General features: G+C 59.8%; 18 protein-coding genes and 2 tRNA genes. 8 read left to right on the top strand and 12 right to left on the bottom strand.

Features of this window, described 5'->3' with window-relative positions; genetic code table 11:
• Positions 1-130 precede the first annotated feature (130 nt).
• Both pncB and nadE read left to right on the top strand, forming a co-directional pair.
• Positions 131-1,366, top strand: coding sequence for a nicotinate phosphoribosyltransferase (gene pncB / locus ACA060_RS02675; RefSeq protein WP_497315253.1), 1,236 nt, complete (start codon positions 131-133; stop codon positions 1,364-1,366).
• Positions 1,367-1,370: 4 nt separating this feature from the next.
• Positions 1,371-2,198, top strand: a complete 828-nt coding sequence (nadE, locus tag ACA060_RS02670; protein WP_109627718.1) for an NAD(+) synthase — start codon at positions 1,371-1,373, stop codon at positions 2,196-2,198.
• Positions 2,199-2,390: 192 nt separating this feature from the next.
• Here nadE and azu read toward each other — a convergent pair whose 3' ends face one another.
• On the bottom strand, positions 2,391-2,837 hold the full coding sequence (gene azu / locus ACA060_RS02665; protein ID WP_109627717.1) for an azurin: 447 nt from the start codon (positions 2,835-2,837) through the stop codon (positions 2,391-2,393).
• Positions 2,838-3,180: 343 nt separating this feature from the next.
• Between azu and ACA060_RS02660 the strand changes: the two genes are divergently transcribed.
• The gene (locus tag ACA060_RS02660) at positions 3,181-3,768 is read left to right on the top strand and encodes a cytokinin riboside 5'-monophosphate phosphoribohydrolase (protein ID WP_497315250.1); all 588 of its coding nucleotides are present in this window, start codon (positions 3,181-3,183) and stop codon (positions 3,766-3,768) included.
• Between the two features lie 68 nt (positions 3,769-3,836).
• Positions 3,837-4,025: a hypothetical protein gene (locus tag ACA060_RS02655; protein WP_007947526.1), complete on the top strand. Its 189-nt coding sequence runs from the start codon at positions 3,837-3,839 to the stop codon at positions 4,023-4,025.
• A 223-nt stretch (positions 4,026-4,248) separates the two neighbouring features.
• On the opposite strand, the gene ACA060_RS02650 is transcribed toward ACA060_RS02655, so the two are convergent.
• The 11 genes from ACA060_RS02650 to rnr form a co-directional block, all read right to left on the bottom strand.
• On the bottom strand, positions 4,249-5,139 hold the full coding sequence (locus ACA060_RS02650) for a transglutaminase family protein (RefSeq protein ID WP_109627715.1): 891 nt from the start codon (positions 5,137-5,139) through the stop codon (positions 4,249-4,251).
• Complete coding sequence (locus ACA060_RS02645) at positions 5,139-7,625, bottom strand: circularly permuted type 2 ATP-grasp protein (protein WP_497315248.1); 2,487 nt, start codon at positions 7,623-7,625, stop codon at positions 5,139-5,141. Before ACA060_RS02645 ends, ACA060_RS02650 begins: the two co-directional genes overlap by 1 nt.
• 88 nt (positions 7,626-7,713) lie before the next feature.
• The gene (locus tag ACA060_RS02640) at positions 7,714-10,989 is read right to left on the bottom strand and encodes a transglutaminase family protein (RefSeq protein ID WP_497315246.1); all 3,276 of its coding nucleotides are present in this window, start codon (positions 10,987-10,989) and stop codon (positions 7,714-7,716) included.
• 398 nt (positions 10,990-11,387) lie between these two features.
• The gene (locus ACA060_RS02635; protein ID WP_497315244.1) at positions 11,388-13,691 is read right to left on the bottom strand and encodes a YgiQ family radical SAM protein; all 2,304 of its coding nucleotides are present in this window, start codon (positions 13,689-13,691) and stop codon (positions 11,388-11,390) included.
• A gap of 251 nt (positions 13,692-13,942) precedes the next feature.
• The gene (dnaB, locus tag ACA060_RS02630) at positions 13,943-15,337 is read right to left on the bottom strand and encodes a replicative DNA helicase (RefSeq protein WP_109627711.1); all 1,395 of its coding nucleotides are present in this window, start codon (positions 15,335-15,337) and stop codon (positions 13,943-13,945) included.
• A 120-nt stretch (positions 15,338-15,457) separates the two neighbouring features.
• A complete protein-coding gene (gene rplI / locus ACA060_RS02625) occupies positions 15,458-15,904 on the bottom strand; it encodes a 50S ribosomal protein L9 (RefSeq protein ID WP_003197251.1) in 447 nt (148 codons plus the stop codon).
• A 19-nt stretch (positions 15,905-15,923) separates the two neighbouring features.
• Entirely contained in the window at positions 15,924-16,817 is an 894-nt protein-coding gene (locus ACA060_RS02620) for a hypothetical protein (protein WP_497315242.1), read from the bottom strand.
• A 36-nt stretch (positions 16,818-16,853) separates the two neighbouring features.
• Entirely contained in the window at positions 16,854-17,084 is a 231-nt protein-coding gene (rpsR, locus tag ACA060_RS02615; RefSeq protein WP_002551829.1) for a 30S ribosomal protein S18, read from the bottom strand.
• 28 nt (positions 17,085-17,112) lie between these two features.
• A complete protein-coding gene (gene rpsF, locus ACA060_RS02610) occupies positions 17,113-17,535 on the bottom strand; it encodes a 30S ribosomal protein S6 (protein ID WP_003217491.1) in 423 nt (140 codons plus the stop codon).
• A gap of 316 nt (positions 17,536-17,851) precedes the next feature.
• Positions 17,852-18,619, bottom strand: coding sequence for a 23S rRNA (guanosine(2251)-2'-O)-methyltransferase RlmB (gene rlmB, locus ACA060_RS02605; RefSeq protein ID WP_497315240.1), 768 nt, complete (start codon positions 18,617-18,619; stop codon positions 17,852-17,854).
• Entirely contained in the window at positions 18,616-21,261 is a 2,646-nt protein-coding gene (gene rnr / locus ACA060_RS02600; RefSeq protein WP_109627708.1) for a ribonuclease R, read from the bottom strand. Before rnr ends, rlmB begins: the two co-directional genes overlap by 4 nt.
• 226 nt (positions 21,262-21,487) lie before the next feature.
• Between rnr and ACA060_RS02595 the strand changes: the two genes are divergently transcribed.
• The 4 genes from ACA060_RS02595 to ACA060_RS02580 all read left to right on the top strand — a co-directional run bounded on the left by ACA060_RS02595 (position 21,488) and on the right by ACA060_RS02580 (position 24,731).
• A tRNA-Leu gene (locus ACA060_RS02595) sits at positions 21,488-21,574 on the top strand.
• A gap of 166 nt (positions 21,575-21,740) precedes the next feature.
• Positions 21,741-21,827, top strand: a tRNA-Leu gene (locus ACA060_RS02590).
• A 328-nt stretch (positions 21,828-22,155) separates the two neighbouring features.
• On the top strand, positions 22,156-23,166 hold the full coding sequence (locus ACA060_RS02585; protein ID WP_497315238.1) for an extracellular solute-binding protein: 1,011 nt from the start codon (positions 22,156-22,158) through the stop codon (positions 23,164-23,166).
• Complete coding sequence (locus tag ACA060_RS02580; RefSeq protein ID WP_497315236.1) at positions 23,166-24,731, top strand: ABC transporter permease; 1,566 nt, start codon at positions 23,166-23,168, stop codon at positions 24,729-24,731. Before ACA060_RS02585 ends, ACA060_RS02580 begins: the two co-directional genes overlap by 1 nt.
• Positions 24,732-24,809 lie beyond the last annotated feature (78 nt).

Genomic DNA, 24,809 nt, shown 5'->3' with positions numbered 1-24,809 from the left:
CTCCGCACAAGGTTATGCGGCGATAAAAAAATTGCTGGCAATCCTTACTGCTGATATGCGCCACTAGCCCATTCATTGAACAGCTGAAACGTCGCGACCACGGGCCGCGTCAAGCCTGGAGAACCCCGTTATGAGCGAGAGCGTGTTTGGCGATCGCATCGTGCAGAACCTGCTCGACACCGACTTCTACAAACTGACGATGATGCAGGCGGTGCTGCACAACTACCCGAACGTGGAAGTCGAATGGGAGTTTCGTTGCCGTAACAGCGAGGATTTGCGCCCGTATCTGGCAGAGATCCGCTTCCAGATCGAACGTCTGGCGGAGTTGAGTCTGAGTGCCGACCAGTTGAGCTTCATGGAACGCATCAGCTTCATGAAGCCGGATTTCCTGCGTTTTCTCGGGCTTTTCCGCTTCAACCTGCGCTACGTCCACACCGGCATTGAAAACGGCGAACTGTTCATCCGCCTGCGCGGGCCGTGGTTGCATGTGATCCTGTTTGAAGTGCCGCTGCTGTCCATCGTCAGCGAAGTGCGCAACCGCTATCGCTACCGCGAAATCGTTCTGGAACAGGCTCGCGAGCAGCTCTACCGCAAATTCGACTGGTTGACCGCCAACGCCAGCAGCGACGAACTGTCCGAATTGCAGGTAGCCGATTTCGGCACACGCCGTCGCTTCTCGTTCCGCGTGCAGGAAGAAGTGGTGAACGTGCTCAAGCACGATTTCCCCGGGCGTTTCGTCGGCACAAGCAACGTGCATCTGTCACGGGAATTGGACATGAAGCCTTTGGGCACCATGGCCCACGAATGGATCATGGCGCACCAGCAACTCGGTCCACGGCTGATTGACAGCCAGATTGCCGCACTCGATTGCTGGGTGCGCGAATACCGGGGCCTGCTGGGGATCGCTCTCACCGACTGCATCACCATGAATGCCTTCCTCAACGACTTCGACCTGTTCTTTGCCAAGCTCTTCGACGGCCTGCGCCATGACTCCGGGGATCCGGTGATCTGGGCAGAAAAGGCGATCGCCCACTATCAAAAGCTGGGCATCGACCCGATGAGCAAGACCCTGACGTTCTCCGACAGCCTGACGTTGCCAAAATCCCTGGAAATATTCCGGGCGTTACGCGGTCGGATCAATGTCAGTTTCGGTATCGGCACCAACCTGACGTGCGATATTCCGGGTGTCGAACCGATGAGCATCGTGCTTAAAATGGCAGCCTGCAACGGCCAGCCCGTGGCAAAGATTTCCGATGAGCCTGGCAAGACTCACTGCAAAGACCCGAATTTCGTCGCCTATTTGCGACATGTTTTCAAAGTACCTGCCGCCCTTTCCAGTCCATCTGGCACCACTAGCAAGGAGTGAATTCATGCAAGCCGTACAGCGTGAGATTGCTGAGCAGCTCAACGTTCAACCGCCGTTCGCCGACCATGCCGCCCTCGAGGCCGAGGTCGCCCGACGGGTCAGCTTCATTCAGGAGTGCCTGGTCAATTCCGGGCTCAAGACCCTGGTGCTCGGCATCAGCGGCGGCGTCGATTCCCTGACCGCCGGCCTGCTGGCCCAACGCGCCATGCGTGAGCTGCGCGAGCAAACCAGCGACAAAAGCTACAAGTTCATCGCCGTGCGCCTGCCGTACGAAACCCAGTTCGATGAACACGACGCCCAGGCCTCGGTGGATTTCATCGCCCCGGACGAACGCCACACCGTGAACATCGGTCCGGCAGTGAAATCCCTGGCCAACGAAGTGGCCGCCTTCGAAGGCAAGCACGCGGTCTCGGTGGATTTCGTGCTCGGCAACACCAAGGCGCGGATGCGCATGGTCGCCCAGTACACCATCGCCGGTGCGGCGCAGGGCTTGGTGATCGGCACCGACCACGCGGCGGAAGCGGTGATGGGTTTCTTCACCAAGTTCGGTGATGGCGCCTGCGACCTGGCACCACTGAGTGGCCTGGTGAAAAACCAGGTTCGAGACATCGCCCGCAGTTTCGGCGCGCCGGAATCGCTGGTGGAAAAAATCCCTACGGCCGACCTTGAAGACCTGTCGCCGGGTAAACCGGACGAAGCGTCCCACGGCGTGACCTATGCCGAGATCGACGCATTCCTGCACGGCCAGTCGGTGCGTGAGGAAGCGTTCAAGATCATTTGCGATACGTACAAAAAGACTCATCACAAGCGCGTGATGCCGTTCGCGCCATAAGGACGTCTGCGCCTGTACCGACGCCTTCGCGGGCAAGCCACGCTCCCACAGGTATTGTGGTCGGACCCATTATCGGCATCCGGCACAATACCTGTGGGAGCGTGGCTTGCCCGCGATGAACGATGACTCGGTCAAATGTCAGGCACAAAAAAAGCGTCCCTCGCAGGACGCTTTTTTATGAGCGCGATTTAATTACTTCAGCGTAACCGTACCTTTCATCATCGAGATGTGGCCCGGGAACGAGCAGAAGAAACCGTACTTCTCGTTGGCATCGAGCTTCGACACGTCGAAGGTCACCGAGTCGGTTTCCTTGGCACCGATGATTTTGGTGTGGGCGATGACGCGTGCATCACCCTCTTTCAGGTAGTTCTTGTCGATGCCGGCAGCCAGGCCATCGGTGGCGATCGGCTGCATGTCAGCTTCTTTACTCAGCACCCAGTTATGGCCCATGACGTTTTTCGGCAAGCTGCCGGAGTGAGTCAGCTCGACGGTGAACGTCTTGCAGCTTTTGTCGATTTCGATGGCCTTGGTGTTGAAGGACATCTGATCGGTGGAGTCGACAGTGACCTTGCATTCGGCAGCCATCAGTTGGCTGCTGGCCAGTGTCAGCAGGGATACCGCAACAAGTTTGGCAAACATGGTGAATCTCCAAGGCAGGGTTAACAAAAGTGCGAATGGACAGAAGACTGCCTGAAAACTACGCAAGTTCCTATGACCTGAATCAAAAATTGTATACAACTTTCGGGCTATGACACCTATCGAAACAATCTACCAGCCAGACGCCTGGCCCGGCCCTATCATCAGGGCGTCAACCCTCATCTGGAGCGCCTGTCATGTCCATCAACAGCTTTTTGTGCAGCTTGCTCGCCGCTTATGCCTGTGGCGCCAGCGGCAGCTACGAAGCACCTGAACGCGAAGTTTAGACCTTGGAGCGCCGCGCGCCTGCCTTTACTCTGTGGCCATCCTGACCATGGAGTAAGGCATGTCTTTAACGTCCGTTTGTGTATTTTGCGGTGCCAGCACCGGCACCAACCCGGCTTATCGTGAAGCGGCTGTCGCCCTCGGGCGAGCACTGGCCGAGCGCAAGCTGACCCTGGTCTATGGCGGTGGCGCCGTCGGGCTGATGGGTATCGTCGCCGATGCGGCACTGGCGGCCGGCGGTGAAGTGATAGGGATCATCCCGCAAAGCTTGAAAGACAAGGAAATCGGCCACTGCGGCCTGACTCGCCTCGAAGTGGTCGACGGCATGCATGCGCGCAAGGCGCGGATGGCAGAGCTCAGCGACGCCTTCATCGCGCTGCCCGGCGGCCTGGGCACTCTGGAAGAATTGTTCGAAGTCTGGACCTGGGGCCAGCTCGGTTATCACGGCAAACCGCTCGGATTGCTGGAAGTGAACGGTTTCTACAGCAAATTGACCGGTTTTCTTGATCATATCGTCGGCGAAGGCTTCGTTCGCGAAGCGCACCGTGACATGCTGCAAGTGAGCGAATCGCCGCAAACCCTGCTCGATGCTCTGGACGCCTGGCAGCCGACAGTGGTGCCCAAATGGACAGAGCAAAAACCCAGCTAACGGCTCGGTACCGATACAGGGCAGAATATGCGCCGCTCAACCTCACCTTCGACCCCAGAGGATCGCCCATGGCTAAACCTAATTATTCCTTCGCCAAACGTCAGAGAGACTTGGCCAAGGAGCAGAAGAAAGAGGAAAAGCTTCAGCGCAAGAAAGCTACAGCTGAAGAAGAAGCAGCAGCACTGAACCCGGATGCCGAAGGCGAAGTGGCTACAGACGAAACTGAAGCACCGAAAGATCAGGCGCCCGACGCCTGAGACCCTCAGGGCCCGATGATCTGATCAGGCCCACCGGATCTGTGTCCAGGGTCAGCAGTTCCTTGCTGACCCTCACAGGCCAATCTGAAATACCCCATCCCGAACTGACTTTGCACAGCCCCCTGTGGGAGCGAGCCTGCTCGCGATTGCGGTGTGTCTTCAACATTAATATCGACTGACACACCGTAATCGCGAGCAGGCTCGCTCCCACAGGGGATTTTCGTCAATCCAATGGCATCACGGTGACGCGGACTTCGGGATCATGACTGCCGCCCCCCAGAATCACCCCACGCAACGGCGAAACATCGGAGAAATCCCTCCCCCAGGCCAAAGTGATGTGTTCGAGCGCGGGTTGCACATTGTTGGTCGGATCAAAATCCACCCAGCCCAGCGCCGGGCAAAACACTGAAACCCAGGCATGAGACGCATCGGCGCCGATCAGTCGCGGTTGGCCGGGCGGCGGTTGGGTCAGCAGGTAGCCACTGACGTAACGCGCTGCCAGTCCACGTGAACGCACGCAAGCGAGCATCAGGTGAGCGAAATCCTGACAAACTCCGCGCCGCCGCTCCAGCACCTCCACCAGCGGCGTTGCCACTTGGGTTGCTTCGGCGTCGAAGGTGAATTCGCTGAAAATCTTCTCCATCAACGCCTGGACGCCCAGCAACAAAGGCCGCCCTGCGGGGAAACAACTTTCCGAAAAATCGACAAAGTTGCGTTTCAAATGCACGTAGGGCGATTCGAAGCGGTAACGGCAGGCTTCCAGCAACTCGGGTGAAAGTGGCTGACTGCTATAGGTCAGCGCGTTGCGGGTTTCTTCCCATGCGGTGGATTGATTGAAATCCAGCGCTGGCCGGGCCAGCACTTCGACGGTGAGCCGGGCGTTGACCAGCAATTCGTCGTGCGGCCGCTCAAACGCCAACCGGGTGAGCGGATTGCCAAACACATCCAGCTCATCCCGGCGCGAGGTCGGGTCGGGGCTGATCTGCAAGTGCTGCTCGGTGCAGCGCTGCCAGGCACAGGCCCGCGGCCACAGGTGCGCGAGTTGCTGGGCCAGGGACACCGGACTGTCGTAGTGATAATGGGTGTCGTGGAGAATCTGGTAATGGGCGCTCATCAGACGGACACCGTGCGCTGGCTGACATCATCGACATGGGCGAAATGGCGCAGGGCCAGACGATCCGACACTTGCCCGCTGGCATCGGCGATCTCTTGCAGCAAATCGGCCAGCCCCTCGATGGCCGCGCGTACGCTGGCTTCGCCGAACAGCGAATTCTCCAGGCAGCCCAGATCGAAACGCGCCAGGCGCTCCACCAATTGCGGCAGACCCGCTTCCCGAGGTGCACCAAAATCATCGTTCAAGCGTTTCAACGTGCGGGTCACCAGTTTCAACTGGAACAGCACCGCATGCGGGTTTTGCTCGTCGAGCAGCAAAAGGTCCAGCACCGGAATCAACTGCGCTACCGCCAGATACCGCGAGCGGTAAGTGATGCTGCTGTTACCCAGTTCCAGCAGCCATTCCAGCCCGGCCTGATCAAAAGCACCGGCACCGCGCAGAAACGCCGCCAGGCTGGCACTGAGAAATTGCAGGCGCTCGATCCGCCGGCCAATCATCAGGAAACGCCAGCCTTCATCCCGGGTCATGTCGTCCAGAGCGAAACCGGACAGCGCCGCCAGTGACATCACCAGACGGTTGAGGAAATCCAGCAACTCGCCGAAATCCGGCTCTTCGGTTTCCAGCTCCATGGCTTCGCGCTGCAATTCCACCAGCGCCTGCCAGTTTTCCCGCGAGAGCTTGCCGCGTACTTGCGAGGCGGCCCACTGCAAGCGCTGCAGGTTGGAACGCAGGCTGAAGGGCCAATCATCGCCAAGCAACGCGGCCAACAACCGCTCGGCCAACTCGCCTTCGTCCGGCAACAGGTTCAGGCGCTCGCCGAGATCGACCGCCGCTTCCAGCGCCTGCGGATCATCGCCATCAACGTAGCGCGCCAGCATGATCCGAAGCAGTCGCGCGCTGTCATCACAACGCTCGCAATAGCGGCCAAACCAGAACAGGTTCTCCACCACCCGCGACGGCAGGTACGGATCGCGTCGAACCAGGTCATGCACGCCGATTGTGCGTTGGGTTTTCCATTGCTCGCCGCTGGGCGGACGATCCCCCAACACCCAGGTGTCCTTGCTCGCACCGCCGCGCTGCATCGACACCACTTCGGCGTCTGCTTCAGCGGCAACTCGAGTCAAACCGCCGGGCAGAACTCGATAGCCGTCGCGACTGGCCACCGCATACGCCCTCATTCCGATAGCGCGCGGTTGCAGCTGACCGTCCTCGGCCTGCCAGATCGGTGCCTGGGACAATTGCGCCAATTCTTGCGCCACATAGGCGTAAGGTCGCGCCTGCATGCGTTCAGCCAAAGCCTGGCGCTGTTTTTCACTCAGATCGCGTCCAAAGACAGGGGCGAAGCTTTGCGACGGGAAGGCTGGTTTGATCAGCAACTCCGGCAGCTTCTCCAGTGCCTGTGCCAGCACCGGCGCCTCGCCGCACCACCAGGTCGCAATGGATGGCAGGATCAGTTCTTCGCCAAACAGGAATTGATTGATCTTCGGCAAGAATCCCAGCAGCCCCGGCGACTCCAGCACACCGCTGCCGAGAGCATTGGCGACTAGCACCCGCCCCTGCCGCACGGCTTCGAGCAAGCCCGGCACGCCAAGGGCGGAATCGGTACGCAGCTCCAGCGGATCGCAGAAGTCATCGTCGAGCCGCCGCATGATCGCGTGGACCCGGCGCAGGCCACTGAGGGTTTTCAGGTAGACCGTGGCATCACGCACCGTGAGGTCGCCGCCTTCCACCAGTGGATAACCGAGCTGGCGCGCCAGATAGAGATGTTCGAAATAGCTTTCGTTGAAACGCCCCGGCGTCAACAGCACGATCAGCGGCGCGTCGTCATCGCTTGGTGCCTGACGGGCAAGGGTTTCCTGCAGCGTTCGGAAGAATCCGGCCAAGTGCTGCACCTTCAGGTCGCGGTACAACTCGGGAAAGGCCCGGGACACGATGGTGCGGTTTTCCAGCGCATAACCGGCACCGGAAGGCGCTTGAGTCCGATCCGCCGTCACCCACCAACGGCCGTCCGGCGTACGCGCCAGATCGACGGCGTACAAATGCAGAAAGGCCCCGTCCGGCGGCGTAATGCCCTGACAGGACCAGAGGAAATTGTTGTGACCAAACACCAGTTCAGCCGGCAGCAGCCCTTCGGCAATCAAACGTTGCGGGCCATACAGATCAGCCAACACGGCGTTCAACAGCCGCGCCCGCTGAGCTATTCCGGCCGATAACTGTTGCCACTCATCCGCAGCAATCACATGCGGCAGCAAGTCCAGTTCCCACGGCCGATCGGCGCCCTTGGGGTCGGCGTAGACGTTGTAGGTGACGCCGTTTTCCTGGATCTGCCGGGTCAACAGTGCCTGACGCTGCACCAATTGCGCTGGCGTGCTGCGTTGCAATTGGTCGAACAACCGGCGCCAGTGCGGGCGCACCGCGCCGCTGTCGTCGAGCAGTTCGTGATAAGTGCCCGCCGTCAGCGGGTAGCGGTCAAGCAGGTCAGGCATGGAAAGCTCGGCAGACAGCAAAGAACGGTCAGACTAACGCAGGCTCATGACGCCCGGATAGACGAAAAATCCGAGCGTCGCGTACGGTTTAGAAACGTCGTAAATCGAGCGTCATCGGTAGCTCGTCGTTAATTTCCAGGATCGGTACAGGAAGTTTCCCCGGGCTGTGTCCGATGCGGAAGAAACGAGCCATTCGACGGCTTTCGGCCTCATTGGCGTTCACCGGCAGGCTGTCGTAGTTGCGCCCGCCGGGATGGGCGACGTGGTACTGACAACCTCCCAGCGAGCGCTGCATCCAGGTGTCGAGCAGGTCGAACACCAACGGCGCGTGGACCGGAATGGTCGGTTGCAGGCAGTTCGCCGGTTGCCAGGCACGGAAACGCACGCCAGCGACGAACTCGCCGACTCGCCCAGTCGGCTGCAAGGGCACCGGAACGCCGTTGCACGTCAGCAAATAACGCTGCGGCGCGAGGCCGGTGAGTTTGACCTGCAAGCGTTCCAGCGACGAATCCACGTAGCGCACCGTGCCGCCGACAGCGCCCTCTTCACCCAAAACATGCCAAGGCTCCAGCGCCTGCCGCACTTCCAGCTCGATGCCGCTGACGGCGTAATCGCCGACCTTGGGAAAGCGAAATTCCAGGTGCGCGGCAAACCACTCCGCCCGCACGGGATAACCGGCGGCATTGAGATCGACGATCACATCCGCGAAATCCTGCTCGATAAAGTGTGGCAACAGGAATCGGTCATGCAGCTCAGTGCCCCAGCGCGCCAGTTTCGGCGGCGCATAAGGCTCGCGCCAGAACCGGGCGACCAGTGCCCGCAGCAACAACTGCTGCGCCAGGCTCATCCGCGCATGCGGTGGCATTTCAAAGGCACGCAACTCGAGCAATCCAAGGCGGCCTGTGGCGCCATCCGGCGAATAGAGCTTGTCGATGCAGAACTCAGAGCGGTGCGTGTTGCCGGTCACGTCGATCAGCAAGTTGCGCAGCAATCGATCGACCAGCCATGGCGCGCACTCCTCGCCCGGCTCGGGCATCTGCGCAAAAGCGATTTCCAGTTCGTACAACGCATCGTTGCGCGCTTCATCGACGCGCGGCGCCTGGGACGTCGGGCCGATGAACAATCCGGAAAACAGGTAGGACAAGGACGGGTGGTTATGCCAGTAACTGATCAGGCTGCGCAGCAGGTCGGGACGGCGCAGGAATGGTGAGTCAGCCGGTGTCGCGCCACCCAGAACGAAATGGTTGCCGCCGCCGGTGCCGGTGTGCCGGCCGTCGATCATGAATTTCTCGGTGGTCAGTCGGGTCTGGCGTGCTTCTTCGTAGAGAAACTCGGTGCGCTCCACCAGCTCATCCCAGGTGGCGGACGGCTGCACGTTGACCTCGATCACGCCCGGATCCGGGGTGATGCGGAAGTTGCTCAGGCGCGGATCGCTCGGCGGCTCGTAGCCTTCCAGCAACACCGGGCAATGCAGTTCCTGCGCCGTGGCCTCGATCGCAGTGACCAGTTCCAGATAATCCTCGACCCGTTCCAGCGGCGGCATGAACAGGTACAACCGGCCTTCCCGAGCCTCGGCGCAGAACGCGGTGCGCGTCAGCCAATCGGCGGATTCATCGACCTCCAGGTCCCGCTCGACCGCTTCGGCCGGTGCACCCGGACTGTTCAACTGCTGAGTGTCCGGAAGCGCCGGGAATTCCTGGTTGGGGTCGTTCGGGTAGATGAACGGATACTCGGCCGCCTTCACCCAGGGCTGCGAAGCCAACGGCAAGCGATAACCCAGAGGCGAGTCCCCCGGCACCAATCGACAATGCTCGTCACGCAGGTACCAGCGGCCGCTTTGCCACTGATCACCCCTGGCGGTGCGTGCCAGCGGCAGGACCTGGCCGATCACCTTGTCCAGCCCCTGGCTGAAGACTTTACGCAGGCGCGCCCGTTCCAGCGGTTCTTCGAGACGAGAGTCTTCGGCGCTGACGTTCAGCGGCAACGTACCTTCGCGCCAGAGGTAATAGAAATTGTCTTCGTAGGCCGGGAACACAAAGCGTGTCGGAATTTTCAGGCGTTCGGCAACACTCGAGAGAAAACGCCCGGCCAGCTCGCCATCGGCGCCGTAGTCTTCCTGTTCATCGGCAATCAGCGCGCTGTTGTGCCAGATCGGCACGCCATCGCGGCGCCAGTAGCAGTTGAGTGACCAGCGCGGCAGTTGCTCGCCGGGGTACCACTTGCCCTGACCGAAATGCACCAGGCCTTTGGGCGCGTAGTGTTTGCGCATGCGCTGGAACAGCTCAGCGGACAGGCGACGTTTGTCCGGCCCTAGCGCGGCGGTGTTCCATTCGGCGCCGTCCGGGTCATCGATGGACACGAAGGTCGGCTCGCCGCCCATGGTCAGGCGCACGTCGCCTTCCAGCAGGTCGGCATCGATCTGCCGGCCCAGCGCCTGGATCGCCAGCCACTGGTCTTCGGTGTAAGGCTTGGTGACTCGCGGCGCTTCCCAAATTCGCTCCACGGACATTTCGTGGCTGAACTCGCACTCGCACGGTTCCACCAGGCCACTGATCGGTGCCGCTGAGCCCGGATCGGGACTGCACGCCAACGGAATATGTCCTTCACCGGCAAACAGCCCTGACGTCGCGTCCAGGCCAATCCAGCCGGCACCGGGCAAATAGACCTCGCACCAGGCGTGCAGGTCGGTGAAATCCACTTCCGTGCCCGAGGGGCCGTCGAGGCTTTTGACGTCGGCGGTGAGTTGAATCAGGTAGCCGGAGACGAAACGTGCCGCCAGCCCGAGGTTGCGCAGCAGTTGCACCAGCAACCACGCCGAGTCGCGGCAGGAACCGGAGGCGTGTTCGAGGGTGTGCTCGGGGGTTTGTACGCCGGGCTCCATACGGATCAGGTAGCCGATGTCTTCGCTCAGGCGCTGATTGAGCGCCACGAGGAAATCCACACTCGGCAGCGGTGTGCGGTCGATGCCATCCAGATAGGCCTTGAACTTCGGCGTCAGGGGCAAGGTTTCCAGGTACGGCGCCAGTTCCTTGCGCTCGTCCGGGGCGTAGGTGAACGGGATCTTTTCGGCGTATGGCTCGAGGAAAAAGTCGAACGGGTTGAAGACCGCCATCTCCGCGAGCAGATCGACCTCGATCCGCAGCTCATTGGTTTTCTCCGGGAACACCAACCGCGCCAGGTAATTGCCCTGGGGATCTTGCTGCCAGTTGATGAAATGCTGCTCGGGAGAGACTTTCAGCGCATAGGAGAGTATCCGCGTGCGACTGTGGGCAGCCGGGCGCAGGCGAACGATCTGCGGACCGAGCTCGACGGCGCGGTCGTAGCGGTAATGCGTGACGTGGTGCAATGCGACATGAATCGACACGGCGTGCCTCCTGCGAGCCTTAAGCGTATCGGGAAAGCGCGCAAGACTTATGCCATCCAGCGGCAACGGCGCTTTCTTTGGTTGCTTGAGGCAGTACAGCACCAAAATCGGGCGATGCGGGAAATTGGTTCGAGGGAGTTGCACGCAAATGTTGCGGCCGGGGGCCATCGCCCGGAATTTGCTGTGGATGTACCGGCCTCTTCGCGGGCAAGCCCGCTCCCACAGGGTTCTGCTGCGAACACTAAATTTGGGCACACCACGAAGTACTGTGGGAGCGGGCTTGCTCGCGAAGAGGCCAGTTGCCCCCATACAGCTACTGCCCGGTGCCCTGTTTTTCGTAGCCCAGAAACGCAAAACGCCAACCCGAAGGTTGGCGTTCTGTTCAGTTCAAGCGAGGTTTAACGCGGCACAACCGGCTTGCGCGCAGGCTTGGGCCCTTTGCCTTTGGCCGCGTCCTTGCGCTCCTTGGCCGCCTGCTGGTTGCGGGCGAACGCCGCTGCCTTGGCCTGTTCACGCTTGTCCCACGGATTACCGCCATCGCTGGCACGCGGTGGCAGGCCGGTGTGCTGGGTCAGGATCTTGGTGGTCTTTTCCCCTGCAACCTTGTGGCTGACGGCCGGCGTCGAGTTCTTGCGACGGGCGCTCTGGTAGCTGTCGGTCGCCGGCTGATGCAGCGGGATCAACTGGTTCTTGCCCGGCCCGATCAGGTCGGCGCGGCCCATGCGGGTCAGCGCTTCACGCAGCATCGGCCAGCCTTTCGGGTCGTGATAACGCAAGAACGCCTTGTGCAGACGACGCTGCTCTTCGCTCTTGACGATGGTCACGGCGTCGCTCTTGTAAGTGACCTTACGCAACGGGTTCTTGCCCGAATGGTACATGGCGGTGGCGGTGGCCATCGGCGACGGGTAGAACGCCTGCACCTGGTCGGCACGGAAGCCGTTGCCCTTGAGCCACAAGGCCAGGTTCATCATGTCTTCATCGGTGGTGCCCGGGTGGGCGGCGATGAAGTACGGAATCAGGTACTGCTCTTTCCCGGCTTCCTTGGAGTACTTCTCGAACATGCGCTTGAACTTGTCATAGCTGCCGATGCCCGGTTTCATCATCTGGTTGAGCGGACCTTCCTCGGTGTGTTCCGGGGCGATCTTCAGGTAACCACCGACGTGGTGGGTCACCAGCTCCTTGACGTATTCCGGCGACTCGACCGCGAGGTCGTAGCGCAGGCCGGAAGCGATCAGGATCTTCTTCACACCCGGCAAGGCACGGGCGCTGCGATAGAGCTGGATCAGCGACGAGTGGTCGGTATTCAAATTCGGGCAGATGCCGGGGAACACGCACGACGGCTTGCGGCACGCGGATTCGATTTCCGGGCTCTTGCAGGCGATGCGGTACATGTTCGCGGTCGGACCGCCGAGGTCGGAAATGACGCCGGTGAAACCTGGAACCTTGTCGCGGATCTCTTCGATTTCGCGAATGATCGACTCTTCGGAACGGTTCTGGATGATCCGGCCTTCGTGCTCGGTGATCGAGCAGAACGTGCAGCCACCGAAGCAGCCACGCATGATGTTCACCGAGAAGCGGATCATGTCGTAGGCCGGGATTTTTTCCTTGCCGTACGCCGGGTGCGGAATGCGCGCGTAAGGCATGCCGAACACGTAGTCCATTTCTTCGGTGGTCATCGGAATCGGCGGCGGGTTGAACCAGACGTCGACTTCGCCGTGCTTCTGCACCAGCGCACGGGCGTTGCCCGGGTTGGTTTCCAGGTGCAGCACGCGGTTGGCGTGAGCGTAAAGAACGGCGTCGCCACGGACTTTTTCAACCGACGGCAGACGGATCACAGTCTTGTCGCGGGTCATCTTCGGGCTGGCCAGGATCTGCACGACCTTGGCTTCTTCCGGATCTTCAAGCGGACCCTTTTCCTGCTCGATGGCGCAGGCCTGGGTGTCCTGGGTATTGACGTACGGGTTGATGATCTTGTCGACCTTGCCCGGACGGTCGATGCGCGTGGAATCGACTTCGTACCAGTCTTTCGGCGTATCACGACGGATGAACGCGGTGCCACGCACGTCGGTGATGTCTTCGATCTTGTGACCGTAGGACAGACGCTGGGCGACTTCGACGATCGCGCGCTCGGCATTGCCGTAGAGCAGGATGTCGGCGCAGGCGTCGATCAGGATCGAGTTGCGCACCCGGTCCTGCCAGTAATCGTAGTGGGCGATGCGGCGCAGGGACGCTTCGATGCCACCGAGAACGATCGGCACGTGATTGTAGGCTTCCTTGCAGCGCTGGCTGTAAACCAGGCTTGCGCGGTCCGGACGTTTGCCCGCCAGGCCACCGGGGGTGTAGGCGTCATCGGAACGGATTTTCTTGTCGGCGGTGTAGCGATTGATCATCGAATCCATGTTGCCGGCCGCGACGCCGAAGAACAGGTTCGGCTCGCCGAGCTTCATGAAGTCGTCTTTGGACTGCCAGTTTGGCTGGGCAATGATCCCGACGCGGAAGCCTTGGGACTCCAGCAGCCGGCCAATGATTGCCATGCCGAAAGACGGGTGATCAACGTAAGCATCACCGGTGACGATGATGATGTCGCAGGAATCCCAGCCAAGCTGATCCATCTCCTCCCTGCTCATCGGCAGGAATGGCGCCGGACCGAAACATTCGGCCCAGTACTTGGGATAGTCAAATAACGGCTTGGCTGTTTGCATGACGATGACCGGTGTTGAGATGAAAAATCGCGGGCGCGGAATATAGCACAAAAAATAACCAATTCCGACGGCTATGGTCGGAAATTGCGACACCGCCTGTTTGAAAACCTGGAGGCACCATCACCCTTGTGGCGAGGGAGCTTGCTCCCGCTGGGTTGCGAAGCAGCCCCAAAATTTTGTGAGCGCTGCGCACTCAAGCGGGAGCAAGCTCCCTCGCCACAAAAGCTCCCTCGCCACAGGTTTCTTCTGGGTTATTCGTCGTCGAAGTTGTAACTGCCCGGTGCGAGGTTTTCGAAGCGGGTGTACTTGCCGATGAACGCCAGTCGCGACGTACCGATCGGGCCGTTCCGCTGCTTGCCGATGATGATCTCGGCGATGCCTTTGTGCTCGGTTTCCGGGTGATACACCTCATCCCGGTACACGAACATGATCACGTCAGCATCCTGCTCGATCGCTCCGGATTCCCGGAGGTCGGAGTTGATCGGGCGTTTGTTCGGTCGTTGCTCCAGGGAGCGGTTGAGCTGGGACAACGCCACCACCGGGCAGTTGAATTCCTTGGCCAGGGCTTTCAAGGAACGGGAGATCTCGGAAATCTCGTTGGTCCGGTTGTCGCCGCCAGAACCCGGGATCTGCATCAATTGCAGGTAGTCGATCATGATCAGGGCGACATCGCCGTGCTCACGCACCAGACGCCGGGTCCGTGCACGCATTTCCGACGGGCTGATACCGGCCGTATCGTCGATGAACAGCTTGCGATCGTTGAGCAGGTTGACCGCCGAGGTCAGGCGCGGCCAATCGTCGTCGTCCAGGCGACCGGCACGGACCTTGGTCTGGTCGATACGGCCAAGGGACGACAACATACGCATGATCAGCGATTCACCTGGCATCTCCAGCGAGTAGACCAGAACGCACTTGTCGCTGCGCAACACGGCGTTTTCCACCAGGTTCATCGCAAAGGTGGTTTTACCCATGGATGGACGGCCGGCGACGATGATCAAGTCAGAGGGCTGCAAGCCGCTGGTCTTCTCGTCGAGGTCGGTGTAGCCGGTGGACAGGCCGGTGATGGCGTTGTCGGTGTTGAACAAGGTGTCGATGCGGTCGATCGCCTTGGTCAGCAGATCGTTGACGCTGACCGGGCCGCCGGTTTTTGGCCGGGCCTCGGCGATCTGGAAGATCTGCCGTTCGGCTTCGTCGAGAATCTCTTCAGCCGTGCGCCCTTCCGGGTTGAAAGCGCTGTCGGCGATTTCGGTGGCGATGCCGATCAACTGTCGCAAGGTCGCCCGCGCGCGGACGATCTGCGCATAGGCCTTGATGTTGGCGACGGACGGGGTGTTTTTCGCCAGCTCACCGAGGTAACCGAGGCCACCCACTTGCGAGGTCTGACCTTCCTTGTCCAATTGCTCGGCAAGGGTCACGACGTCGATGGGGGAGTTCTGGTCGGCGAGCTTGGCGATCGCACGGAAGATCAAACGGTGGTCATGTCGATAGAAATCGCCGTCGGAGACTTGATCCAGCACGCGCTCCCAGGCGTTGTTGTCCAGCATCAGACCACCGAGCACGGCCTGTTCGGCCTCGATGGAATGCGGCGGCACCTTCAGGGCAGCGGTTTGCAGATCGTATTGCTCGGGAGCGGAGATATCGTTCATGGCCACTTGGTTATTTTATGAAAAGCAGGGGTTTCAGAAAGACAAAGGGCACGACCTGTAAACAGGATCGTGCCCGATGTTACCGGCAAGCACCCGAGGGTGCCAGCCGACAAGTGCTGCTTAAGCTGCTACCACGACAACGCGTACGGTGGCTTCAACTTCGGCGTGCAGGTGCACGGCTACGTCGAATTCGCCTACGTTGCGGATGGTGCCGTTCGGCAGACGAACTTCGCTTTTTGCCACTTCAACGCCAGAGGCGGTCAGTGCATCAGCGATGTCGTGAGTACCGATCGAACCGAACAGCTTGCCTTCGTCACCAGCGGTGGCAGTGATAGTCACTTCCAGCTCAGCCAGTTGGGCGGCACGGCTTTCAGCCGAAGTCTTACGGTCTGCTGCGGCTTTTTCCAGCTCAGCGCGACGCTCTTCGAACGCAGCCAGGTTGGCAGCGGTCGCAGCGGTAGCTTTGCCATAAGGCAGCAGGTAGTTACGACCGTAACCAGCCTTGACGTTTACTTTGTCACCCAGGTTGCCCAGGTTGGTGACTTTTTCCAGAAGGATCAGTTGCATGTGAAAATCCTCTTAACTTTTAACCTTCACCGTTCGCGCTATCGACGTCTTTCGGCGTCGAACGACCGCGAAAATCAATCAGGCTGTCGACGATGGCCAAGACCACCAGCAACGGATAGATCAGCTGCATGAACAGCAACAGCGTGACGTACAACCCCACCAGCCAGAATCTGCCCAGTCGCTTTTGCGCCACCAGCCCGTGAATCAGGGCCAGCCCGGCGAACACCAGCGGTACGCTGCACAACGGCGTCAACATGGCCATCTGAGGACCGATATTCGGCCCCAGAAGCATGAACGCCAGCAGCAACATCGCTGGTAAAAGCGGGAATCGGATGGCGCGAAACTCGCGACCAAAACCACCCGGGTTGTACAACAACGCCTGCCAGTAGCGCCCGACAATCAGGCTCAGCACACTGACGATTTGCAACAAGGCCGCAATCAGGCCGGTCAGGACCGGTGCAATCAGGGACGCAAAATGCGCTTGCTCGTCTACCGACAACTTCTGGTAGACATCACCGAGTAGCGACGGCATGACTTTTATCAAAGCCTGCGCCAGCATCTCGATTTGGGGAGCAAAAACTGTCCCCAGCACCACTGCAAACACCACTCCCATCGCTATGCTGACCAGCAGCACGCGGTTCCAGGACTCGCTTGCGCGCAAAACCAACGCAAGGCTCGAAGACCCCAGCAGCACCAGAAGTGCCCGTGGGTCATCGGAGTAAAGCCACCAGATCAACGCCGGCAGCAGTCCCAGAGCAAGTACGCCAATGGCGTCCTTCAATCCGCGCCGCAGGAGCACAAGGCATCCAGCGGCAGCACCCAACCAATACAACAACGGCAATATTGCGCATCCAGCCACTACCAGAGTGGCCTGCATACGGCCGCGCATGATGAACTCAGCTAAGGCGCGCATGCATTCAATCCTTTGCTACGTGTCGACTGCCCGGTCTCAGCGGCCGTGGCTGTCGGTGTAGGCCAGCAGGGCCAGGAAGCGGGCGCGCTTGATAGCGGTGGCCAGCTGACGCTGATAACGAGCTTTGGTACCGGTGATGCGGCTTGGAACGATTTTGCCGGTCTCGGATACGTAGGCTTTCAGAGTGTTGAGATCTTTGTAATCGATCTCTTTCACGTCTTCAGCGGTGAAGCGGCAGAATTTACGACGACGGAAGAAACGTGCCATTTGATAGGCTCCTTAAAAGGTCCGTGGATTACTCGTCAGCGTTATCGCTGTTGTCGCTGTCATCACTATCAGCGCTTTCAGCGCCTTCGTGCTCAGGACGGTCGCGACGCTCACGGCGCTCACTGCGGTTTTCTTCAGCCTTGAGCATCTCGGATTGGCCGGTAACGGCTTCTTCGCGACGGATGACCAGGTTACGGATCACTGCATCGTTGTAGCGGAAGTTGTCTTCCAGCTCGGCCAGGGCCTTGCCAGTGCACTCAACGTTCAGCATCACGTAGTGAGCCTTGTGAACATTGTTGATTGCGTAGGCCAGTTGACGACGGCCCCAATCTTCCAGACGGTGGATTTTGCCGCCGTCTTCTTCGATCAGCTTGGTGTAACGCTCAACCATGCCGCCGACTTGCTCGCTTTGATCCGGGTGGACCAAAAAGATGATTTCGTAATGACGCATGAATGCTCCTTACGGGTTGTAGCCTGCCGCTCAAAAGCGGTCAGACAAGGAGTGAATGACACTTATGGACTTGCTTGCGATAGACACATGCGTGCCTGCCGTCACAGCAAGGGGCGCAATTGTAGAGAAGGGACAGGAGAGGTGCAAGGCAATTGGTGAATATTTGAACAGTTCGTTCAAACACCTGATTTCACCACACCACAAACCACTGTGGGAGCGGGATTGCTCGCGAAAGCGGTGCATCAGTCAACATTGATGTTCACTGACACTCCCTCTTCGCGGGCAAGCCCGCTCCCACATTTGAATCGCGTGCAGATCAGGACTTCTTCGCGGTTCCGGCGGCTTTTACGCCGCGCTGGCGCAAGGCTTCGAACAGGCAAACGCCAGTCGCCACGGACACGTTGAGACTGCTGACGCTACCGGCCATCGGCAAGTGCACCAGGTAGTCACACAGATCACGGGTGAGGCGACGCATGCCACTGCCTTCCGCCCCCATGATCAGGATGGTCGGGCCGGTCATGTCATGCTGATACAAACTCTGCTCAGCCTCACCCGCCGTACCGACGACCCACAGGCCGCGCTGCTTGAGTTTTTCCAGAGTGCGCGCCAGGTTGGTCACGGCAACCAACGGAATCACTTCCGCCGCGCCACAAGCAACCTTCCGTACCGTCGGGGTCAAGGTGGCTGACTTGTCCTTCGGAACGATCACTGCCAGCGCGCCCGCCGCATCGGCAGAACGCAGGCAAGCACCGAGGTTGTGCGGATCGGTCACGCCGTCGAGCACCAGCAACAGCGGTGCACCTTCGGTGCGATCGAGCAGCTCGTCGAGCATCGCCTCGCCCCAGACCTGGCTCGGACTCACGTCCGCCACTACGCCCTGATGTACGCCCTCAACCCAGGCATCCAGCTCACGGCGCTCGGCGTTGCCGACGGCTACGCGATTTTCCGCAGCCAGTTCGATGAGCGTCTGAACCCGCGGATCACTGCGGCCTTCAGCCAGCCAGATCTGCTTGACGCGTTTCGGGTGGTGACGCAGCAACGCTTCTACAGCATGCACGCCGTAGATCTTTTCCAACTGACTCATGGCTTGGCCTTAGGTTTACGCGCCCCGCCGCTTTTGGCTGGGGCCGAACCCGCTTTTGGCGGGCCTTTACGGTGTTTGCTTGGCTTGCTGCCGGGGGCCTTGTCAGGCGCCGACCGTCCGGTCTTTCCCCCAGACGCCGCTTTACCGCCGCTTTTCGCTTCAGACAGCAACGCCTGCTTCAATTCACGGCTCTTACGCAGCTCGGCATTTTTCGCCGCCGCATCGCTTGGGCGATAGGCCTCGACAGCCTTTTCCTTGGCAGGACGACGACCGGTTTTCGCCGGAGCGGGCTCTACAGCGGTTTTAGCCGAGGTTTTAGCAGCCGTCGTCTTGGCGGCTGGTTCAGTTTTTTCAGTCCCGCGCTTCTTGCGACCGATCGGCGCGCTGATGGTTTTTTCAGCCATCTCGAAGTCGATCTTGCGTTCGTCGAGGTCCACGCGCATGACGCGCACTTCGACGGTGTCGCCAAGGCGGAAGCTGCGCCCGGTGCGCTCACCGGCGAGGCGGTGGTGCACAGGATCGAAGTGGTAGTAATCGCCCGGCAGCGCGGTGACGTGCACCAAGCCTTCGACGTAGATGTCGGTCAATTCGACGAACAGGCCAAAACCGGTCACGGCGGTGATCACACCCGGGAACGATTCGCCCACGCGGTCTTTCATGAACTCGCACTTGAGCCAGTTCACGACGTCGCGGGTCGCTTCGTCGGCACGGCGCTCGCTCATCGAGCATTGCTCGCCGAGTTGCTCCAGCGCCGCTTCGTCGTACGGATAGATGCGCGCTTTCGGAATGGTCATCGCGCCAGCACGGCGAACGTGCGGGGTGTCCTGTTTCGAATGGATCACGCTGCGGATCGCCCGGTGCGTGAGCAAGTCCGGGTAACGGCGGATCGGCGAGGTGAAGTGGGTATAGGCTTCGTAATTCAGGCCGAAGTGGCCTTGGTTATCGGCGCTGTACACAGCCTGGCTCAACGAACGCAGCATGACGGTCTGGATCAGGTGGAAATCCGGACGGTCCTTGATGCTGGCCAGCAACGCCTGGTAATCCTTCGGCGACGGGCCGTCCTTGCCTTTGTGCAGGGACAGGCCGAGCTCGCCGAGGAAGGCGCGCAGTTTTTCCAGACGCTCCGGTGGCGGGCCGTTGTGGACGCGATACAGCGCAGGGATTTCGTGCTTTTTCAGGAATTCGGCGGTGGCCACGTTGGCCGCCAGCATGCATTCCTCGATCAGCTTGTGCGCATCGTTACGAACAGTCGGACGGATTTCGGCAATCTTGCGCTCGGTACCGAAGATGATCCGGGTTTCCTGCGTTTCGAAATCGATCGCGCCACGCACGTGACGAGCGCCGAGCAGCACTTTGTACAGTGCGTAAAGCTGCTTCAGGTGCGGCAGAACATCGTTGTACTCGCCGCGAAGCTGACGCGCCTCGGTGAGTTTCGGCGTTTCCAGCATCGCGCTGACTTTGTTGTAGGTCAGGCGGGCGTGGGAATGAATCACCGCTTCGTAAAAGCAGTAGTCGGTCATCTCGCCGGATTTGGAGATGGTCATCTCGCAAACCATGGCCAGGCGATCGACGTGCGGGTTCAGCGAGCACAGGCCGTTGGACAGTTGCTCAGGCAGCATCGGCACGACGCGCTCGGGGAAGTACACCGAGTTGCCGCGAACCTGGGATTCGTTGTCCAGGGCCGAACCAATCTTCACGTAACTGGAAACGTCAGCGATCGCCACGTACAACTTCCAGCCGCCGGAGAACAGGCGCAGCTTGCCGGGCTTGGCTTCACAGTAAACGGCGTCATCGAAATCGCGCGCGTCTTCGCCGTCGATGGTCACGAACGGCAGATGACGCAGGTCAATGCGCTTCTCTTTGTCTTTCTCTTCGACTTCAGGCTTGAGCTTGGCGGCTTCTTTCAAGACCGCTTCAGGCCAGACGTGCGGGATATCGTACGCGCGGAGGGCGACATCGATTTCCATGCCCGGCGCCATGTAGTTACCCACGACTTCGACCACGTCGCCTTGCGGCTGGAAGCGTGGCGTCGGCCAGTGAGTGATCTTCACTTCGACGAATTGACCGATCTGCGCGTTGGCGTTGCGACCCGGGGTGACCAGCACTTCTTGCTGGATCTTCGGATTGTCTGCTACCACGAAGCCGATACCACCCTCTTCGAAGTAGCGACCGACGATGGTCTCGTGGGCACGGGACACCACTTCGACGATCATGCCTTCGCGGCGACCGCGACGGTCGAGGCCGGAAACACGCGCCAGGGCACGATCACCATCGAACACCAGACGCATTTGCGCCGGGCTCATGAACAGGTCGTCGCTGCCGTCGTCCGGGACCAGGAAGCCGAAGCCGTCACGGTGACCACTGATGCGGCCGAGGATCAGGTCGAGCTTGTCCACCGGCGCATACGTGCCGCGACGCGTGTAAATAAGCTGGGCATCGCGCTCCATGGCGCGCAGGCGGCGACGCAGGGCTTCGATCTGGTCTTCTGTGGTCAGACCAAACTCTTCCACCAACTGCTCGCGGTTAGCAGGCGAACCCCGATCAGCAAGATGCTGAAGGATCAGTTCGCGGCTAGGAATAGGGTTTTCATATTTTTCCGCTTCACGAGCGGCCTCGGGATCGAGGGACTGCCAATCGGCCATTAGAGAGTTTTCACCTTGTCTATATGCGGGTTAGTTTGGCATAGGCGTAATGAAACGGGAAATTTCAGGCTATGACAGCCTATCTAAAGCCTTATATCGACAGCGCAAAGCTGATTTAAATGCCGCTGGTAAAATTTTCCAGGTTTTTTTGATGCCAGGGGTTTACAGTTAAAAAGACGCTCCGTATAGTGCGCGCCATCGACGACGCACTAGCGTTGCCGATACTGCCCAGATGGTGAAATTGGTAGACACGCCAGCTTCAGGTGCTGGTGACCGCAAGGTCGTGGAAGTTCGAGTCTTCTTCTGGGCACCAATTTCGAGCTTGAGATTAGATCAATTTCAAGGCTCACACAAAAACCCGCGAAAGCGGGTTTTTTGCATTCCGAGCATCTGATTTATTAAATCTAAATCAGGGGTTTACAGATCAAAACTCGCTCCGTATAGTGCGCCACATCAACAGCGGAGACGCTGAAGATTATGCCCAGATGGTGAAATTGGTAGACACGCCAGCTTCAGGTGCTGGTGACCGCAAGGTCGTGGAAGTTCGAGTCTTCTTCTGGGCACCAATTCAAATTCAAGGTCACGATCTTGAATTTCACAAAAACCCGCGAAAGCGGGTTTTTGCGTTTCTGGCTTTCAAGACCTCAAGCCATTACTTCTCCTGTGGCGAGGGAGCTTGCTCCCGCTGGGGTGCGAAGCAGCCCTCTTCACTCTTCCCGGCAACACCTTGTCAGACCTGCGACTGCTTTGCAGCCGAACGGGAGCAAGCTCCCTCGCCACAGAGTTCGCACCCCCTCTAGCAAAACCCTCAGCGCCCCGCAAGGCGCACTTGAGAAACAATATCGTTTATCATTGTTTCAAGTTTTTGCAATGCGACAGTGAGGAACCCTGCGAATGATGTTTCGAAATACCCTGCGCCGAGGCCTGACCTTTACCCTGCTCGGCCTGGCACTCGCCACTCCCCTCACCCAGGCTGCTGATCCAGTTTCCCTGACCCTCTACAACGGCCAACACAAGGAAGTCGGCGACGCCATCGCCAAAGCCTTCGAAGCCAAGACAGGCATTCACGTCAACGTGCGCAAAGGCAGCAGTAACCAGCTCGCCAGCCAGGTCGTCGAAGAAGGCGATCGCTCCCCTGCCGATGTAATCTACACCGAAGAATCGCCACCTCTCAACAAACTCGGCGAACAAGGCCTGCTGGCCCAGACCGACGCCGCCACCCTCGCCGTCCTGCCGAAAGACTACGTTGCCGGCAATGGCACCTGGATCGGCATCACCGCCCGGGTTCGCGTGGTCGCGTTCAACCCGAAACTGATCGATGAAAAAGATCTGCCGAAATCGGTGATGGAATTCTCCGACCCGAAATGGCAAGGAAAGGTCGGCTTTGTGCCTACCAGCGGCGCGTTCCAGGAACAGGCCGTGGCAATCATCAAAGTGCATGGCATGGACGCGGCTGAAGAATGGCTGACTGGCCTGCGCGCATTCGGCAAGACTTACAGCAACAACATGGTTGCGCTGAAAGCAGTGGAAAATGGCGAAGTCGCCACTGTCTTGGTGAACAACTACTACTGGTTCGCCTTGCAGCGGGAAAAAGGCCAGCTCGATTCGAAACTGCATTACTTCACCGGCGGCGACGTCGGCGGGCTGATCACTGTTTCCAGCGCCGCCGTGCTGAAATCCAGCAAACATCCAAAAGAAGCCCAGCAATTCCTCGCTTACATGGCCAGCGAAGAAGGCCAGCGCGTGATCACTCAGACCACCGCTGAATACCCACTGCACAAAGGCATGGAATCGGATCGCGGCCTCAAGCCGTTCAGCGAACTGCAAGCGCCGAAAGTCACCCCGGCCGACCTCGGCAATGCCGAAGAAGCCCTGGACCTGGAACGTGACGTTGGCTTGAACTGATGAGCGCATCGTTATCCGCCCCCGCCTCGCGCGGGGGTTACGTACCACGGCGCAAGCGCCCGTCTATCTGGCTGCTCCTGCCGGTGTTGCTGCTGGTGGTGCTCAGCCTTTTGCCGCTGGCGTATGTCGCGCTCAAGACCTGGCAAGCCGGCTGGGCCGAGGCGCTGCATCTGCTTTGGCGGCCTTATGTGTTCGGGCTGCTGCGCAATACGTTGGCGCTGATGATCGGCGTGACCGTTGCGTGCGGCGTGATCGGCCTATCCCTGGCCTGGTTGCTGGAACGCAGCAATCTGCCGGGCCGGCGTTTGTGGGGCGTAATTCTGTGTTTGCCGTTCGCCGTGCCCGCATTCGTCAGCAGTTTTACCTGGGTGTCCCTGAGCGCGCATTTCGAAGGCTTGGGTGGGGCGATCCTGGTGATGACCCTGTCCAAGTATCCACTGATATTCCTGCCGGTCGCGGCAACCCTGCGCAATCTTGATCCATCCCTAGAGGAGTCCGCACGGACCCTTGGGCAGAATCGCTGGGGTGTATTTTTCAGAGTCACCCTGCCGCTGCTCTGGCCTTCATTGTTGGCCGGCTCGCTGCTGATCGCCCTGCACATGCTGGTTGAATTCGGTGCCCTGTCGATCATCGGCTTGCAAACCTTCACCACCGCGATCTATCAGCAATTCGAACTGGAATTCAGCAACGCCAATGCGGCGATGCTGTCGGCGGTGCTTCTGGCGCTGTGCCTGGTGTTGTTGTGGCTTGAGCTGCGAGTACGCGGCAAAGGTCGGCATGTGCGCACCGGCCAGGGTGCCGCGCGGCGTGCGGAGCAGGTTCGACTGGGGCCTTGGACGGTCGCCGGACAGGTTTACTGTCTGGCACTGGCGCTCATCGGCAGCGGCATTCCGCTGGGGATGTTGGCGTACTGGCTGGCAGTAGGTTCTTCGGCGGCATTTCCGATGGCGGCGATCAGCGAAGCACTGCTGTCTTCCTTGGCGTTGTCCCTGGGCGGCGCTGCGCTATGCCTGGTTTTGGCGGTGCCGGTGGGTTTGCTGGTGGTGCGCCATAAAGGCCGACTGGCGATCTGGGCCGAGCGCTTGCCGTATCTGCTGCACGCGCTGCCAGGCCTGGTGATTGCGCTGACGCTGGTGTATTTCGCCCTGCACTACGTGCCTGCGCTTTACCAGACTTCGGCGTTGCTGTTGATCGCTTATGCGTTGCTGTTTTTGCCATTGGCCCAAGCGCCGATTCGCACGGCACTGAACAAGGCGGCACCGCAACTGGAAGAGGCTGCACGCACGCTCGGGGCGTCGTCGTTCAGTGCGTTTTGTCGAGTGACGCTGCCGATCATCTTCCCGGCGCTGGGTGCAGCGTTCGCGCTGGTGTTTCTGGATGCGATGAAGGAACTGACGGCGACGCTGTTGTTGAGCCCGACCGGACTCAATACGTTGGCGACGGAGGTTTGGGCGCATACCGCGAACGTGGAGTTTGCGGCGGCGGCGCCCTATGCAGCGTTGTTGATTCTGGTGTCGGGGTTGCCGGTTTATCTGCTAACGACCCGTATGTATTTGAGCCGTTGAGATCGCCTGCGCGAGCAAGCCCGCTCCCACATTAGTTCCAAGGTGTTCACACATTTTGTGTCCACCAACAATCACTGT

The sequence above is a fragment of the Pseudomonas sp. LBUM1671 genome, from assembly GCF_059695685.1.
Note: the sequence above shows the minus strand (reverse complement) of the source record. Positions and strands in the feature narration are given on the sequence as shown.